Genomic DNA, 16,103 nt, shown 5'->3' with positions numbered 1-16,103 from the left:
TTCATTTTTTGCTTTTTCGAAAATAAACTCATACCTTTAGCGATTAATTTTAACATAAATTTTTTATGTCTATGAAGTATTCTAATTTTTTAACCTCAACAGCTTTAGTCTTAGCCTTAGTTAGTTGTAGTGAAAATCAATCAGTTAAAAATGACACTATGGAAGAAAATCCATTACTAATTGAAAGTACATTGGAGTATTTTGCTCCTGATTTCTCGAAAATCAAAGATGAACACTTCCGTCCTGCATTGTTAAAAGGAATGGAATTACAAACAGAACGCGTTAAAGCCATCGCCGAAAACAAAGAAGCTCCTACGTTCGAAAACACAATAGTAGCTTTGGAAAAAAGTGGTGAAGAATTTAGCCGAGCAAGACGAGTTTTTGGAGCTTTATCTTCAGCACACACCAACGATACTATTAAAAACATTCAGAAGGAATTATCACCCAAATTTGCAGCACATTCTGACGCTATTTATCTGAATGACAATCTTTTTAAAAGAATAAAAGAACTTTACGAAAAACGTGAAAATTTAAACTTAGATGCTGAGTCTAAAAAATTATTGGAGCATTATTATGAAAATTTCATAATTTCAGGTGCAAATTTATCTTCCACTGACAAGGAAACTTTAAAAGGTTACAATTCAGAGTTAGCATCATTGCAAACCGAATTTAATCAAATATTATTGGAAGGAAATTTGGCTTCTGCCCAAGTATTTACGGACAAAAATTCTCTCGAAGGTTTGAGTGAGGAAGCCCTAAAAGGACTTGAAACAGAGGGAAAATGGAAAGTTCCTACTTTCAATACCACACAACAACCACTACTTGTAGACTTGAAAAATAGAGAGACTCGCAAACAGATTTTTGAATCTGCCTGGAACAGAACCGATGGCGGAAAACACAACACAAATGAAGTGATTAAAAAAATTGCTTTACTTCGTGCTAAAAAAGCAAGTTTACTAGGATTTAAAAACTATGCAGAGTGGTCATTACAACAAACAATGGTTAAGACTCCTGAAAATATCTATCAGTTTTTCAAGGATTTAGTTCCCGCTTCTGTTGGAAAAGCCAAAGATGAAGCTAAAGAAATTCAAGCACAAATTAAGGCTACAGGGAGCGATTTCAAACTTACTCCATACGATTGGAATTTTTATGCTGAACAGGTTCGAAAAGCAAAATATGACTTAGATGAAAATGAAATAAAACCTTATTTTGAGCTGAAAAATGCTTTAGAAAATGGTGTTTTCTACGCCGCTACAAAGCTATACGGAATTACTTTTAAAGAAAGAAAAGATATTCCTGTATATCACCCTGATGTTGTTGTTTATGAATTGTTTGAAGAAGATGGAACCAAATTAGGACTATTCTATGGTGACTTTTTCGCTCGTGAAAGTAAACGAGGAGGTGCTTGGATGGGTAATTTCGTCGAGCAATCTAAGTTATTAGGCAAAAAACCTGTAATTTATAATGTTTGTAACTATCCAAAACCCGCTAATGGAGCTCCTGCCCTACTATCTTTTGATGAATTAACTACACTTTATCACGAATTTGGTCACGCTTTGCACGGATTTTTTGCTGATCAGCAATATGCTTCACTCTCTGGAACATCTGTAGCTCGTGATTTTGTTGAATTACCATCACAATTTCACGAAAACTGGGCTTTACACCCCGAAGTTTTAAGTAATTATGCATTTCACTATCAAACTAAAGAAGCTATTCCTCAATCTTTAGTTCAAAAAATAAAAAATGCAAGTACCTTTAACCAAGGATATTCATTTACAGAAGTTTTAGCTGCTGCAAATTTGGATTTGCAATGGCACACTATTTCTGCTGATACCAAAATCGAAGATGTAACTACCTTTGAAAAGGAAGCTTTGAAAAAAACAGGATTGCTATTAAATGAAGTTCCTCCTCGCTATCGCTCATCATATTTTGCTCACATTTTTGGAGGAGGATATGGAGCTGGATACTATTCATACCAATGGACAGAAATGTTACATCACGATGCTTACAAATGGTTTGAAGAAAATGGCGGACTTACCAGAGCTAATGGTCAGCGTTTCAGAGATATGATTCTTTCTCGTGGTAATACGTTGGATTACGAAAAAATGTATTTGGATTTTCGAGGAAAAGAACCTTCTATTGAATCATTACTGAAAGCTAGAGGATTAAAATAAAAATTAATATTTTTCAATTACGAAAAAACAGCTGATAAATTTTTAGAATTTATCAGCTGTTTTTTCATTTTATAAACCACTTTTATCAATGTTCACCATAATCAATATTATCCAATTTCCCCCTAAAAACCCTAAATTGAATAACAAAATAAGCAACTACCAATACAGCAGCAATAATAAACCAATTTAATCCTACATTCAAACCATAATCGTTTGCTGCTGTATTATAGATAGTTAAAGAAGGATTAACATTATTAGTAGAAGGTAATAAATTCGGGAATAATGACGCTACACTGGTAGCAAAACTTCCAAAAATAAACAATGTTGAAAATACAAAACCAGTGCTATCCTTTTTAAAATTCCGAATACGAAACTGACCTAATAATCCCACAGCAGCAATTATAGGAAAAATCCACAGCCATAAATGCTCTTTAAAGTTATGAAAAGGAACAGGACGAACATATTGCCATAATATTATTGACAAAATTACTAAAAATACCAAAGCAAAATTCAGCTTGAAAATAATAGTTCGCAAACGCTGATTAAGAGGAGAGGAAGTTTTTAAAATCACCCAGTTAGCTCCGTGTATAGTTAAAGTTACCACAGCTAAAACTCCCATAAGCAATGTAAACCAATCAATTACACCTTGCTGATGAGCAATAGGATCAAAAGTTGGATTCCACAACGGAAGGAAAAAATAATGAGGCTCTTGAGTAGAAATTCCATTTTCAACCATTCCTAAATTTACCCCACGAACAACATTTCCTAACGCTGCCCCAAAGAAAAGAGCTAACAACAAACTCGCAATTCCAAAAGCCTTATCCCAAAATCCTTCCCATAACGGATTGTGAAATTGTCCACGAAGCTCCAAACCTACAGCTCTGAAAATCAGCAACCATAAAACCATCATTAAAGGCAAATAAAATCCACTAAATGATGAAGCATACAAAGTTGGAAAAGCAAAAAATAACACTCCTCCCCCTGCAATTAACCAAACTTCATTAGCGTCCCAAAAAGGACCAATCGCTTTCGTTACAGCTTTTTTTTCTTCTTCTGTTTTAGTAAAGAATAAATGTACAATTCCTGCACCAAAGTCATATCCGTCAAGAATAACATACATTCCCAACATAAACATCAAAACAATATACCAAAATAACTCCATATTTCTTAGTGATTTAACTGAATTTTTGTTTCAGGTCCTTTATTAACAATTTTAAATACCAAAAGAATGAAAAGTAAGCCCAAAAGCAGATAAAGACCTACAAATCCGAGAAACGTAAATAGCGTATTTCCAGAAGAAACCGTAGGAGATACTCCATCTACTGTTCGCATCAAATTATAAACAAGCCAAGGCTGTCTGCCAAGCTCAGCAGTATACCAACCAGCCGTGTTGGCGATATATGGAAACGGAAGTAACATCATCAGAACCCAAAGTAGCCATCTTGTATAGAAAAGTCGTTTCTTCCAAAGTAAAAAAGCTGCAAAAGCCATTATTCCTATGAAAATAGTTCCTAAACCAACCATAATATGATACGCATAATATAAACCAGGAACGTTTGTTGGGTGAAGTGACGGGTCAAAATCATTCAATCCTTTAATTTCTGCATCCCAACGGTGGTGAGTTAAAAAGCTAAGTACGTTAGGAACAGCTATTTTGTTATCAATTTTCTTATTTTGCATATCAGGCTGCCCTATAAGTATAATTTCCGCACCTGCTTTCTCAGTTTCAAAGATACCTTCCATTCCAGCAAAAGTAACAGGCTGATACTTTGCCACATTTTTAGCAGCCAAATCTCCCGTTGGGAAAGCTACTAAAACGGCTGAAATAACTCCAAAAATAACTCCGTTTTTAACAAATAGTTTGCCGTATTTGCTATGTTTGTTATTCAACAGATAAAAAGCACCTACTGCTGTCACAAAAAAAGAACTGGTAACGAGCGACCCCGCCTGATTATGCAAATATGAAGGCCATAACCAAGGATTATCAAATAAAGCAGAAAAATTATTCAAAACGAATTTTCCGTTAGCAAGAATTTCATAACCTACTGGATGTTGCATCCAAGAATGCGTAGCGATTATGAGAAATCCACTCGCCCAAGACCCTAAAAAGACCAAAAATCCTGCAAGAAAATGAAGTCTGTGTCCCAATAATTTCTCTCCAAAAAGAAACATTCCCAAAAAGGAAGATTCCAAAAAGAAAGAGAACATTCCTTCCATAGCCAATGTTTGCCCAATAATTCCACCTGTAAGTTCAGAGAATTTCGCCCAATTCGTTCCAAACTGAAATTCCATTGGGATACCTGTAACCACCCCCATTGCAAAATTCAACGCAAAAATTTTCATCCAGAATTTTGCCGCATCATTATAAGACACATCATTGGTTCTTAGGAATTTCCACTTAAAGTAAACAATCATTAAGGAAAGTCCCATCGTTAATTGTGGAAATAAATAATGAAAAGTAATCGTAAAAGCAAATTGCAATCGATTATATAAAATCATATCTTCCATAAAACAAAATTTAAGTTTTAAAAACGTCCGCAAAGTTACGTATTTATTAATAATTCTAAATAATAAACTTATAAAAATACTTTTGATAGAAATAAATATTCCCTTAAAAACTTAGCAGATTCATAATTTTTACAAAGAATACTATAAAAAATACTTATTCCATTACAGGTAAAATATCTTCATTTTGATTTTTAGATAATTACATTTTTAAAAAAATCTTTCAATTCTGCTTCTATTTCAAAAAATAGATATATATTTGCACCCTGAATTAATAACGAGGTCGTGAACCTCACAAATTAAATACTTATGCCAGTAAAAATCAGATTACAAAGACACGGAAAAAAAGGTAAACCATTCTATTGGGTGGTTGCAGCTGATTCTCGTGCAAAAAGAGATGGTAAATTCCTTGAGAAAATAGGAACTTACAACCCAATTTCAAATCCTGCTCAGATTGAGTTAAACATTGATGCAGCGGTGAAATGGTTAAAAAATGGGGCTCAGCCTACAGAAACAGCTCGTAGAATTCTTTCTTACAAAGGTGTTCTATTGAAATATCACCTTTTGGGCGGTGTTGCTAAAGGAGCTTTAACTATGGAACAAGCTGAAGCAAAATTCAATGCTTGGTTAGAAGAAAAAGCTGGGAAAATCTCTTCAAAAGAAGAAAAATTAGCAAAAGACAAAGCTTCTGCGAAAGCAAACGCTTTAGCTGCTGAAAAAGAGGCTAATGAGAAACGCAAAAATGCTGCTATTGCTAAAGCTGCGGAGGCTGAAAACGAAGTTGCTGAAGCAACTACAAGTGAAGAAAACAACGAAACTGAAGCATAATTATGACTTTGAAAGATTGTTTTTATGTAGGAACAATTGTATCAAAATTCAGTTTTAAAGGGGAAGTTTTGGTAAAATTAGACTCTGATGACCCCGAATTGTACGAAAATTTGGAATCAGTTTTTATTGCCCTTGGCAATAATCTGGTTCCTTTTTTTGTTGAAAAATGCTCCCTACATAAGTCCGACTTACTGCGAATTAAATTTGAAGATGTTGAAAATGAATCGGACGCAGATGCTTTATTAAAACATAAACTTTATTTACCGCTCTCTTTTCTCCCAAAATTAAGCGGAAATAAATTTTATTATCACGAAGTTATCGGATTTACAATGGAAGACATTGAATACGGGTATGTGGGAACAATTACTGGCGTAAACGACAGCACCTCACAAGCTTTATTCGAAGTAAAAAACAATGACAAAGAAATTCTTATACCAATGAATGATGAATTTCTTGAGAAAGTGGACAGAGAAAATAAAAAAATTATAGTAAAAACTCCCGAAGGATTGATTGACCTTTATCTCAGTTAGTAATATATTCTTATTTTCTTTTATTTTTTCTGGGTTCAGTCTTCAAATGTTCTGCAATTAGCTCAAGCTCTTTGTACCATTGTTCTCCAAACTTTCTGATAAGTGCCTCTTTCACAAACTTATAAACCGGAACTTGGAGTTCTTTTCCCAAACTACAAGCATCGTCACAAATTTGCCAACGATTGTAATTTACAGCTGTAAAAGAAGTATATTCCTGTAAACGAATGGGATACAAATGACAAGAAATCGGTTTCTTCCAATCAATTTTACCATCGTTATAGGCTTGTTCAATGGCACACAAAGCCCATCCTTTCTCATTTCGGATTACGTAAGCACACTCTCCCCCATCAATAAGTGGAGTTTCCCATTCTCCGTCTTCTCCCTTAATACAAACCCCTTGTTTTTCAATAGATTGTAACCCTTTAGTGGTAAGATATGGAGCTACTTTATCATAAATTTTCTCCAATATGCTAAGCTCTGATTCTTCAATGGGAGCACCTGCATCTCCCTCAATGCAACAAGCTCCTGTACAAGCATTTAAGTTACAAACAAAATCATTCTCAATAATATCTTCTGAGATTATAGTTTCACCAATTTGTATCATTTTAAATACGGACAAAAAGAATTTGGGGTGCAAAAATATAAAAAAGTTCCATTAGAATGAAATTTTTGCTCCTCTACCGAAATATACCTCCTTTTTTTTGATTTTAGAATTAAAAAAATATACCTTTGTAAGACCAATATTTTCGTTATGATAAAAAATTATTATTCGGTCGTTTTTTCAATTCTTTTTTTCTTTGGGGCAATCTTTTCTTCAAAAGCTCAGGAAAGGAAAACTATTAACCAGCTTGAACAATCCGTAGTTTGGAATAGTAATTCACTTCAAACAAAACAATTTCAAGAAGGATTAGCAGGAACTTATTTCGGCAAACACAAGCAATTTTTTATACTAGCAGGTGGCTCATATTTTCCTAACGAAAAACCTTGGCAGGGAGGCAAAAAAGAATTTTCCAAAACTATTTTTATTTTTGAATCCTCAACTGATGGTAAATTATCATTAGTTCACCAAGGAGATGATTTGCCTGAAGCCATCGCCGAAGGGACTTATATTTCTCTCCCTGAAGGACTTCTCTGCATTGGAGGACAAACACCTGATGACGTTTCATCAAAAAACTTTTTAATTTCTTACGAAAACAAAAAAATAAAAATCACAAACTTTCCAGATTTACCAATAGCCGTAAAAAGTGCGGCGGCAACTCTCATAGAAAACCACATATATATTGTTGGTGGACAGACAACTAACGGTACGTCATCGAATCAATTCATAAAATTAGACATCAACAATCCTAAAAAAGGTTGGCAAAAATTACCCAATTATCCCAAACACGTGTCGGGAGCAGTGGCTGTTGCCCAACAAGATGGAGAAGAAATTTCAATTTTTACTTTTGGAGGAAGAAGTCGTAATAATTCTAACATTACTGATTTTTACGACGAAGTTTATCAATTCAAACCTTCAAGAAATCAATGGATTAAAAAGAAAAACATTCAAAACTCGAAAGGAAGTTTACCTCTGGCAGTTTCTACAGGTACCAAAGTAGGGGCATCAAGTATTTTACTATTTGGAGGAGATACTGGATTTATTTTCAATCAGATAGAAAAAGCTATAAACGATAATGATATTGAACTTCGTAACAAACTATGGCAAAACCATCAAGGATTTGAAAAAGAAATTTTGGTTTACAATACAATTACCGATGAGTGGTTTACTTTAGGCAATGCAAACAACGCTGTAGCTGTATCGTCAATCTTTTATGACACTCAAAATCAACATATTTATATCGCAGGAGGAGAACAAAAACCAGGTATTCGTTCTTCTTTGATTACCAAATTATCATTTTCAAAGGGTAAAAGTTTTGGTTGGTTAAATTATGCTGTATTGGGGCTATATTTCATAGGAATGTTAGGACTTGGGTTTTTCTTTATGAAAAACAATAACAATACCGAAGATTATTTTAAAGGAGGCGGACGCATTCCGTGGTGGGCAGTAGGAGTAAGTATTTTTGCTACAATGCTCAGTGCCATTACGTTTATCTCAATTCCCGCCAAAACTTATGCTACTGATTGGCGTATGTTGATGTTCAATATGACAATTATTTTGGCTGTACCCATAATTATTCACTTTTTTCTACCATTTTTCTTGCGTTTTAAATTAGACACAGCTTACCAATATTTAGAAATCCGTTTTAATCGCCCAATTCGCTGGGTGGCATCGGCTTTTTTTACTCTCTTTATGATAAGCCGTATCGCAATTGTACTCTTCTTGCCTTCATTAGCTTTAAATATAGTTACGGGATTTAATATTTACTATGCTATATTGATAATGAGCCTTGTAACCATAATTTACTCAACAAGTGGTGGAATGGAAGCTGTGGTTTGGGGCGACGTAATTCAAGGATTTATTTTAGTTGGAGGTGCTATTGCTGCTCTTGTAGTAATGATTACAGGGATTGAAGGTGGTATTGGTGAATTTTGGGAGACAACGAAATCTTTCAACAAATTTGATACATTTGATTTCCGATTCGATTTCTCACAACCTGTATTTTGGGTTGTAGTTTTTGGAGGACTTGCCAATACTTTAATATCATATACCAGTGACCAATCAGTAGTGCAAAGATATATGTCGACCGTAAACGAAAAAGCAACGGCAAAAAGTATTTGGTTAAACGGAATTGTGAGTGTTCCTGTGAGCATTTTGTTTTTCCTTCTTGGAACAGGGCTATTTGCATTTTACAAATCGAATCCTGAACAAATGTCCATTACTGACCCTAATATTGATTCTATTTTTCCTCAATTCCTTGTTTCACAGATGCCTGTAGGATTGTCAGGATTACTAATAGCTTCCATTTTTGCTGCAGCGATGAGTACACTTTCATCAAACATCAATTCAGTTTCAGCAGTAATTACTTCTGACTTTTACAAATCTCTATTTAAAAATACTTCATTCAAGCAACAAATGATTGTAGCTAGATGGTCAGGAGTTATCATTGGTTTATTAGGAACAGGAATGGCTATTGTATTAGCTACTTGGAATATAGCTTCACTTTGGGATCAATTTAATACTTTTTTAGGTCTACTAACTAGCGGATTAGGTGCTTTATTCATTTTAGGAATATTTTTCCCTCGCGTGGGTGCTACTCCTGCTTTCATTGGGTTGATTTCTGGCGTGATTGTCCTATATTTAGTAAAATCTCACACAGATTTTTCATTCCTACTTTACGGACTTATAGGAATGGTTTCTAACATCATTGTTGCATTTACTTTGAGCTTATTGATTCCAAATAAAAAATCAATTGAAGGAATCACTTGGAGAACAAGAAAGAAATAGTAAAAATAAGAATAAAATCGAAAACAGATTGTCTTTTCAGACAATCTGTTTTTATTTATATAAAAATATGATTAACAATAGTATAAAAATTGAAATATGAAATAAATTATATTATTTTAGTTTCTAAAAACAAAAAATGCAAAATTACTTTGCTTTGTATTTCATTTTTTTATACTTTTATAGGGTATTTTTAACACCCAAAATTATTCATTATGGATTATAATACCAACAATATTCGGAATGCGGTTCTTTTAGGACACGCCGGAAGCGGAAAAACTTCTTTGGTAGAAACAATGCTGTTTGAATCAGGAGCTACTACACGCATCGGAAGCATTGAAGAGGGAAATACAATTTCCGATTTTCACGAAATGGAACGAGAAAAAAAACACAGTATTTTCAGTTCGTTGATGCACGTGTTATGGGGAAATGTCAAAATCAATTTTATTGACACCCCTGGTTTTGATGATTTTATCGGTGAAGCTATCTCAGGGCTGAAAGTCGCCGATACCGCCGTAGTGGTTATCAACGCTAAGGAAGGCATTGAGGTTCAAAACGAACTCCACAAAGATTACATCGAAGAGTTTAAAACCCCTACTCTTTTCGTTATCAACCAAATGGATCACGAAAAAGCAGACTTTGAAAAATCACTTCAGGAAATCAAAAATACTTTTGGAAATAAAGTAGTCGAAATTCAGTTTCCATATCAATTAGAAAACGGATTTAATCATATCGTTGATGCATTGCGTATGGTAATGTATACCTTCGATTCCAACGGAGGAAAACCTAAAAAAGAAGCTATTCCTGAAGAGGTACTTGAACGAGCAAAACAAATTCACAATCAGCTTGTTGAAATAGCTGCTGAGGAAGAAGAAGGACTAATGGAACGCTACTTTGAACAAGGAACACTATCGGAAGAAGAACTTACCAAAGGACTTCAATTGGCTATGGGAAAACAAAATTTCTTCCCTGTTTTTTGTGCTTCGGCAAAGGAAAATAAAGGAACGGGACGTATTATGGGTTTCATTCGTGACATCTGTCCTTCCCCCTTGCAACAACCTGATAAAGAGCTTCAAAACGGAAAAACTCTCGCTCCGAATGCCTCATTACCCACAAGTATTTTCATCTATAAAACACTGAACGAATCACAAATTGGAGAACTCAGTTATTTTAAAGTATATAGCGGAAAACTGAAAAGCGGAGAAACCCTTAAAAATCAGATGAATGGCGAAGACGAACGCATCAACAAAATCTTCGTCGTAAATGGAAAAAACAGAGAATCCGTTGAGCAATTGGTCGCTGGTGACTTAGGAGTTACTATAAAACTAAAAAATTCACATACCAACAACACACTCAATGCGGAAGGACACGAAGACGTACAAATACGCAAAATCAAATTCCCACAAATGAAAATCCGTATGGCTGTGGTGCCTCCTTCAAAATCGGATTTTGAAAAACTAACCAACGCTTTACATATCATTCAGGAGGAAGACCCAACCTTTACCTTGCAATATTCTCCTGAGCTGAAACAAACCATCATTCACGGACAAGGACAAATGCATTTTGATGTGGTGAAACAACGTATCAAATCGCTGTATAATATTGATATGGAGCTTATTCGTCCGAAAATTCCGTATCGTGAAACGATTTCAAAAACCGCTGAAGCCCAATATCGTCATAAAAAACAATCAGGTGGAGCGGGGCAATTTGCCGAAGTGCATCTTCGTGTTGAACCTTATGATGAAAATTCCCCTTTACCTACCGATTTGAATATCAGAAAAGAAGAACTCATCGAACTACCTTGGGGCGGATATTTGCATTTCTTATGGTGCATTGTTGGCGGAAGCATCGACACACGCTTTATTGGAGCTATCAAAAAAGGAATTATGGCAAAAATGGAAGAAGGACCTCTCACAGGTTCGTATTGCCAAAACGTTCGTGTAAGCGTTTTCGACGGAAAAATGCACCCTGTAGATTCCAATGATATTGCCTTTCAGTTGGCAGCTTCAGCTGGTTTTTCGGAAGCCTTCAAAAATGCTTCACCCAAAATTATGGAACCCTTTTACGAATTGGAAGTGCTTTGTGATGCTGTTGCGATGGGCGATGTAATGACCGATTTACAAAGCCGAAGAGCTGTCATTACAGGAATTGACAACATCCGACAATACCAGCAAATCAAGGCTTTAGTACCCATTTCCGAGATGTACGGATATTCCACCTCACTGCGTTCCATCACGCAAGGAAAATCTAAATTCAGTAGGCATTTGTGGGGCTATCAGGTAATGAACCACGAAGTTCAAGAAAAATTATTAAAAGGATAGTGTAAGCTCATATATTTGATTTTAAAGCGAAACGTACTTCAAATTATAATTACGTTTCGCTTTTGTTATTTTAAATTCTACAATCAAATTTGAAATTTTATTTTTTAACTTCTGACTACATTTCATACCTTTGCCAAAATTTTTTGATAAAAACGAACTTTTTCTCTGTTTGAAAAATACTTAAAAAAAACTATTTATGAAGATACAAGACTCTAAATATTATCGCCCTATTAATCTACTACAAACTGATGGAGATGACAACATTCAGGTTGTGGATAAATTTAAAATGCTGACTTACAGCAACCCATATCAGTGTTTGCTGGACGATTTGATGAGTAGAATTTATCTAAGTGGAGAGGATTTAGTAATTCAGAAAGAAAAGCTAAAACATTTTGTAAAATGCACTGATTACTATACAGTTGATTATGCATCAAAACAAAATGAACTTTTTGAATCGGAAGAATGCTTTTTTCATCCAGAACTGGAAGTTTTTATTCTAACAGATAAAAACCTATCTAATGAATATGATAATCAAATATTTGAGGAGGGACTTTTTAAAGTAAATTACGTATATTACGAAAATACAAATCCCAAAACGAAAGAAAATTTAACTGCCCTTTTTTCGGAATATATAGAAAAATATGTTTCTAAAGATTCGAAAGTATCAATTTTATTAAAAACTCAAGTTGGACTTGAAATCAAAACTCACACTATAAAACCATATCGTATTGATTTTGAGACAATGTACAATGATGATTTTTTGGAAATCCACAATCGAGTTAAAAATGTTTTGACAAACGACACGAAAGGAGTAGTTCTTTTTCACGGAATTGCAGGTTCTGGTAAAACAAACTATATCAAATGGTTAACAAGTCAAATTCCGAATAAAAAATTTATTTTCGTTCCTACAACAATGATTGGCTCACTTACCGATCCCGCTTTTATTGGGCTACTGATTGGAAACAAAAACTCCATTTTAGTTTTAGAGGATTGCGAAAATTACATTGCTGAGCGAACTGCTTTCAATAGCAATACAGATGTAGTTTCTTCTATCTTAAATATTGCAGATGGTATGCTTTCCGATGTACTTGAGTGTCAATTAATTTGCACTTTCAACTCCGATATTTCAAAAATTGACCCAGCCCTTTTACGAAAAGGAAGGCTTATTGCCGAATACAAATTTAAAGAGCTCACCATTGAAAAAGCAAACAAATATTTACAATCAACTGATAAACAAATCACTGTAAATAAACCTTATTCTTTAGCAGAATTGACAAACATTAATATCAAGGAATTTAAGGAAAATTCTGAACCTTCAAAAATAGGTTTTAAAAACTAAAAAATGGAACGAAAAATTATCGTAACCTCCGATGGTTCAACTACTTTACATATTCCTAAGTGGAATGAAAGTTTCCATTCCAAACACGGAGCTATTCAGGAAGCCTTACACGTATTCATAAAAAATGGACTTTATTTATTTGGAAATCAATCTATTTCTATTCTTGAAATTGGCTTTGGAACAGGATTAAATACTTTAGTGACTTATTCAGAACATTCAAAACTGGGGTTGAAAATTCATTATGAAACTGTGGAAGGTTATCCACTTTCTTGGGAGGAAGTCCAACAAATGAACTATTGCAACCTACTGAATAATAATACACTACATTCTATTTTTGAAAAAATTCACCAATCGGAATGGGAAAAAGAATTTCCACTTTCAGAAAACTTTGTAATTAAGAAAAGAAATCACTTTTTTGAACAAATTGATGATTTTGAGCGGTTTGACCTTATTTACTTCGATGCTTTTGGAGCAAGGGTTCAACCTGAACTTTGGGAAATTTCTATTTTTGAAAAAATGTACAACGCCTTGAAAAAAAATGGATATTTAGTTACCTATTCTTCAAAAGGAAGCGTACAAAGAGCGATGAAACATTGTGGTTTTGAGGTTGAAAAATTACAAGGTCCTCCTGGAAAACGTGAAATGTTAAGAGCTAAAAAATGATTCTCTTTCCAAATACATCAAAATTTTAATATTTTATAATTCAGATGCGCAAACAGAATTTTCTATGGAAAAGAGAAAAAATGACGCTCGAAAATGTTAAAAAACACTAAATAATATTTTTAAATATATTTATTATTTACTTTTAGCCTCAAAAAATTTAATTTATTTTATGATGAAAAAAATATGTTTAGCATTCATCGCTACTTTGCTTTTAACACCAATAGCTCGTGCCGATGAAGGAATGTGGTTTCTGATGTTCATAGAACGCTTAAATCAGCGTGATATGCAAAAAATGGGCTTACAGCTTACTGCCCAAGAAATTTATAGTATTAACAATAATAGCTTAAAAGATGCCATCGTACAATTTGACGGAGGTTGTACAGCAAGTATTATTTCCAAAGATGGGTTGGTACTAACCAATCACCACTGCGGATACGGGCAAATTGCGGAAGTATCTTCACCCGAAAATAATTACTTGCGTGATGGATTCTGGGCTAAAACATATCAAGATGAAATAAAACCACAATCACTTTTTGTTCGTTTCTTTGTCCGTATGGATAATGTTACTCAACGAATGCTCTCTGTGGTTAACGATAAAATGACTGAAAAAGAGCGTGAAGCAGCATTGAATCGTGAAATGGCTAAAATTCAAAAAGAAAATGATGAAGGAGGAAAATATGTAGTTTCTGTTCGTTCATTCTTCCAAGGAAATGAATTTTATTATTTTGTTTATCAAGACTTTAAAGATGTTCGCCTTGTAGGAACTCCACCTGAAAGTATTGGAAAATTTGGAGGGGATACCGATAACTGGGAATGGCCTCGACAAACAGGGGATTTTTCACTTTTCCGTGTTTACACTGACAAAAACGGAAATGCAGCCGAGTATTCTGCTGAAAATGTCCCTATGAAAGCCAAAAAACACCTAGAAGTAAGCCTAAAAGGAGTTCAAGAAAAGGATTTCGCAATGATTTTGGGCTATCCTGGACGTACAAATCGCTGGGTGCCTTCTTTCTGGGTTGACCAAAACGTAACGTATGCATACCCAGCTTGGGTAAAAGGCTCAAAAACAGCAATGGACGCTATGAAACCTTTTATGAATGCTGATGATGCCGTTCGATTGATGTATGCTTCAAAATACGCACAAATCGCTAATTACTGGAAAAATCGTCAAGGAATGATTGAGGCTTTAAAAGCTCACAAAACTGCTGATACAAAACGTAGTTACGAGAAAAAATTTGCTAAATGGGCAAATAAAAAGAAAAACAGAGCTGAATATGGCGATGTACTGAAAACAATGGCTAATTATTTTGAGAAAACAAACGTTCAATCAGCTGATAATAACTATTTGGTTTCACTTATTCGGGCTACGGATTTTGTTGCACTTCCACAGGCAGTAGCACGTGCTTTTCAAAATTACGAACAAATGCCTGATGAGCAAAAGAAACAATTGGTTAGCCGTATGCAAAATGTTCTGCAAATTTACAAAGAAAAACACATCGCTACCGAAAAAGCTATTTTGGCTGACGGATTAAAATTATACGCAACCAAAGCAAAAAATATTCCTTCCGAAATACAACAAATACAAACTGATTATCAGGGTGATTTCAAAAAATTTGCTAATAAAGCCTTTGAAACAAGTGTATTTGGTTCAGAAGAAAATTTCAAAACCTTTTTAGAAAATCCTAACCCAGAAGTTCTTAAAAATGATTTGTTAGTACAGCTTTCATTTGCTATTGTAAATAAATACAATCATAAGTCAGAAGAGCAAATCGCTTTACAAGATTCTTATGAAAAAGCTTTCCGCAAGTTTGTGAAAGGAATGCGAGTTTCTAAAATTGGGAAAACATTGTATCCTGATGCAAACTCCACACTTCGTTTGACTTACGGAACAGTTCGTGCCCTTCCTGCCGATAAACGTAATGCCGATGCTTCCATCAATAATTATACAACATTCAAATCAATGGTTGCCAAATACAAACCCAACGACCCTGAATTTGATATGCCAAAACGTATGATTGAAATGTATGAAGCAAAAGATTTCGGACGCTATTTAGATAAAGATGGGACAATGCACGTTAATTTCCTAACAGACAACGACATCACCGGTGGAAATTCTGGTTCGCCTGTAATGAATGGTAAGGGTGAACTAATCGGATTGGCTTTTGATGGAAACATCGAAGCAATGGCAGGAGACGTTATTTTCGATTCAAAACTGCAACGTACAATCAATGTAGATATCCGTTATGTACTTTGGGTAATCGACAAATTTTCAGGAGCAAAACATATTGTTGATGAAATGACAATTGTAGAATAACTTCTGTCAATATTATTTTTTATAGAACTACGTAATAAAATGATCTA

Annotated in this window: 11 protein-coding genes; 8 read left to right on the top strand and 3 right to left on the bottom strand. The window is 34.4% G+C overall.

Annotation, left to right across the window (positions count from 1 at the left end; all coding sequences use genetic code 11):
* Positions 1-71 precede the first annotated feature (71 nt).
* Entirely contained in the window at positions 72-2,174 is a 2,103-nt protein-coding gene (locus CGC48_RS10785; RefSeq protein ID WP_098029570.1) for a M3 family metallopeptidase, read from the top strand.
* Positions 2,175-2,259: 85 nt separating this feature from the next.
* Here CGC48_RS10785 and cydB read toward each other — a convergent pair whose 3' ends face one another.
* Entirely contained in the window at positions 2,260-3,336 is a 1,077-nt protein-coding gene (cydB, locus tag CGC48_RS10780) for a cytochrome d ubiquinol oxidase subunit II (RefSeq protein WP_098029569.1), read from the bottom strand.
* Between the two features lie 5 nt (positions 3,337-3,341).
* On the bottom strand, positions 3,342-4,682 hold the full coding sequence (locus CGC48_RS10775; RefSeq protein ID WP_098029568.1) for a cytochrome ubiquinol oxidase subunit I: 1,341 nt from the start codon (positions 4,680-4,682) through the stop codon (positions 3,342-3,344).
* 306 nt (positions 4,683-4,988) lie between these two features.
* Between CGC48_RS10775 and CGC48_RS10770 the strand changes: the two genes are divergently transcribed.
* Together CGC48_RS10770 and rimM are read left to right on the top strand one after the other, a co-directional pair.
* The gene (locus CGC48_RS10770) at positions 4,989-5,507 is read left to right on the top strand and encodes a 30S ribosomal protein S16 (RefSeq protein WP_018280072.1); all 519 of its coding nucleotides are present in this window, start codon (positions 4,989-4,991) and stop codon (positions 5,505-5,507) included.
* 2 nt (positions 5,508-5,509) lie between these two features.
* Positions 5,510-6,037, top strand: coding sequence for a ribosome maturation factor RimM (rimM, locus tag CGC48_RS10765; protein WP_098029567.1), 528 nt, complete (start codon positions 5,510-5,512; stop codon positions 6,035-6,037).
* A gap of 10 nt (positions 6,038-6,047) precedes the next feature.
* On the opposite strand, the gene CGC48_RS10760 is transcribed toward rimM, so the two are convergent.
* Complete coding sequence (locus CGC48_RS10760) at positions 6,048-6,641, bottom strand: DUF3109 family protein (protein WP_098029566.1); 594 nt, start codon at positions 6,639-6,641, stop codon at positions 6,048-6,050.
* A gap of 147 nt (positions 6,642-6,788) precedes the next feature.
* On the opposite strand from CGC48_RS10760, the gene CGC48_RS10755 reads away from it, so the two are divergent.
* The 5 genes from CGC48_RS10755 (at position 6,789) to CGC48_RS10735 (ending at position 16,056) form a co-directional block, all read left to right on the top strand.
* Positions 6,789-9,422 (top strand): sodium:solute symporter family transporter, encoded by a 2,634-nt coding sequence (locus CGC48_RS10755; RefSeq protein ID WP_098029565.1) that lies wholly within the window; start codon positions 6,789-6,791, stop codon positions 9,420-9,422.
* 212 nt (positions 9,423-9,634) lie between these two features.
* Entirely contained in the window at positions 9,635-11,740 is a 2,106-nt protein-coding gene (locus tag CGC48_RS10750; protein ID WP_098029564.1) for an elongation factor G, read from the top strand.
* A 196-nt stretch (positions 11,741-11,936) separates the two neighbouring features.
* Entirely contained in the window at positions 11,937-13,079 is a 1,143-nt protein-coding gene (locus CGC48_RS10745) for an AAA family ATPase (RefSeq protein WP_041990384.1), read from the top strand.
* A gap of 3 nt (positions 13,080-13,082) precedes the next feature.
* Entirely contained in the window at positions 13,083-13,742 is a 660-nt protein-coding gene (gene mnmD, locus CGC48_RS10740; RefSeq protein ID WP_098029563.1) for a tRNA (5-methylaminomethyl-2-thiouridine)(34)-methyltransferase MnmD, read from the top strand.
* Positions 13,743-13,914: 172 nt separating this feature from the next.
* Complete coding sequence (locus tag CGC48_RS10735) at positions 13,915-16,056, top strand: S46 family peptidase (protein WP_098029837.1); 2,142 nt, start codon at positions 13,915-13,917, stop codon at positions 16,054-16,056.
* Positions 16,057-16,103: the final 47 nt, after the last annotated feature.

Source organism: Capnocytophaga cynodegmi, assembly GCF_002302475.1.
GTDB classification, from domain to species: domain Bacteria; phylum Bacteroidota; class Bacteroidia; order Flavobacteriales; family Flavobacteriaceae; genus Capnocytophaga; species Capnocytophaga cynodegmi.
Note: the sequence above shows the minus strand (reverse complement) of the source record. Positions and strands in the feature narration are given on the sequence as shown.

What these genes read in the sequence shown, in the direction of transcription:
- CGC48_RS10770 (WP_018280072.1), top strand. Translation starts at nt 4,989, where the DNA reads ATGCCAGTAAAAATCAGATTACAAAGACACGGAAAAAAAGGTAAACCA.
- CGC48_RS10755 (WP_098029565.1), top strand. Translation starts at nt 6,789, where the DNA reads ATGATAAAAAATTATTATTCGGTCGTTTTTTCAATTCTTTTTTTCTTT.
- CGC48_RS10750 (WP_098029564.1), top strand. Translation starts at nt 9,635, where the DNA reads ATGGATTATAATACCAACAATATTCGGAATGCGGTTCTTTTAGGACAC.
- CGC48_RS10760 (WP_098029566.1), bottom strand. Translation starts at nt 6,641, where the DNA reads ATGATACAAATTGGTGAAACTATAATCTCAGAAGATATTATTGAGAAT.
- CGC48_RS10735 (WP_098029837.1), top strand. Translation starts at nt 13,915, where the DNA reads ATGAAAAAAATATGTTTAGCATTCATCGCTACTTTGCTTTTAACACCA.
- CGC48_RS10785 (WP_098029570.1), top strand. Translation starts at nt 72, where the DNA reads ATGAAGTATTCTAATTTTTTAACCTCAACAGCTTTAGTCTTAGCCTTA.
- mnmD (WP_098029563.1), top strand. Translation starts at nt 13,083, where the DNA reads ATGGAACGAAAAATTATCGTAACCTCCGATGGTTCAACTACTTTACAT.
- CGC48_RS10775 (WP_098029568.1), bottom strand. Translation starts at nt 4,682, where the DNA reads ATGGAAGATATGATTTTATATAATCGATTGCAATTTGCTTTTACGATT.
- CGC48_RS10745 (WP_041990384.1), top strand. Translation starts at nt 11,937, where the DNA reads ATGAAGATACAAGACTCTAAATATTATCGCCCTATTAATCTACTACAA.
- rimM (WP_098029567.1), top strand. Translation starts at nt 5,510, where the DNA reads ATGACTTTGAAAGATTGTTTTTATGTAGGAACAATTGTATCAAAATTC.
- cydB (WP_098029569.1), bottom strand. Translation starts at nt 3,336, where the DNA reads ATGGAGTTATTTTGGTATATTGTTTTGATGTTTATGTTGGGAATGTAT.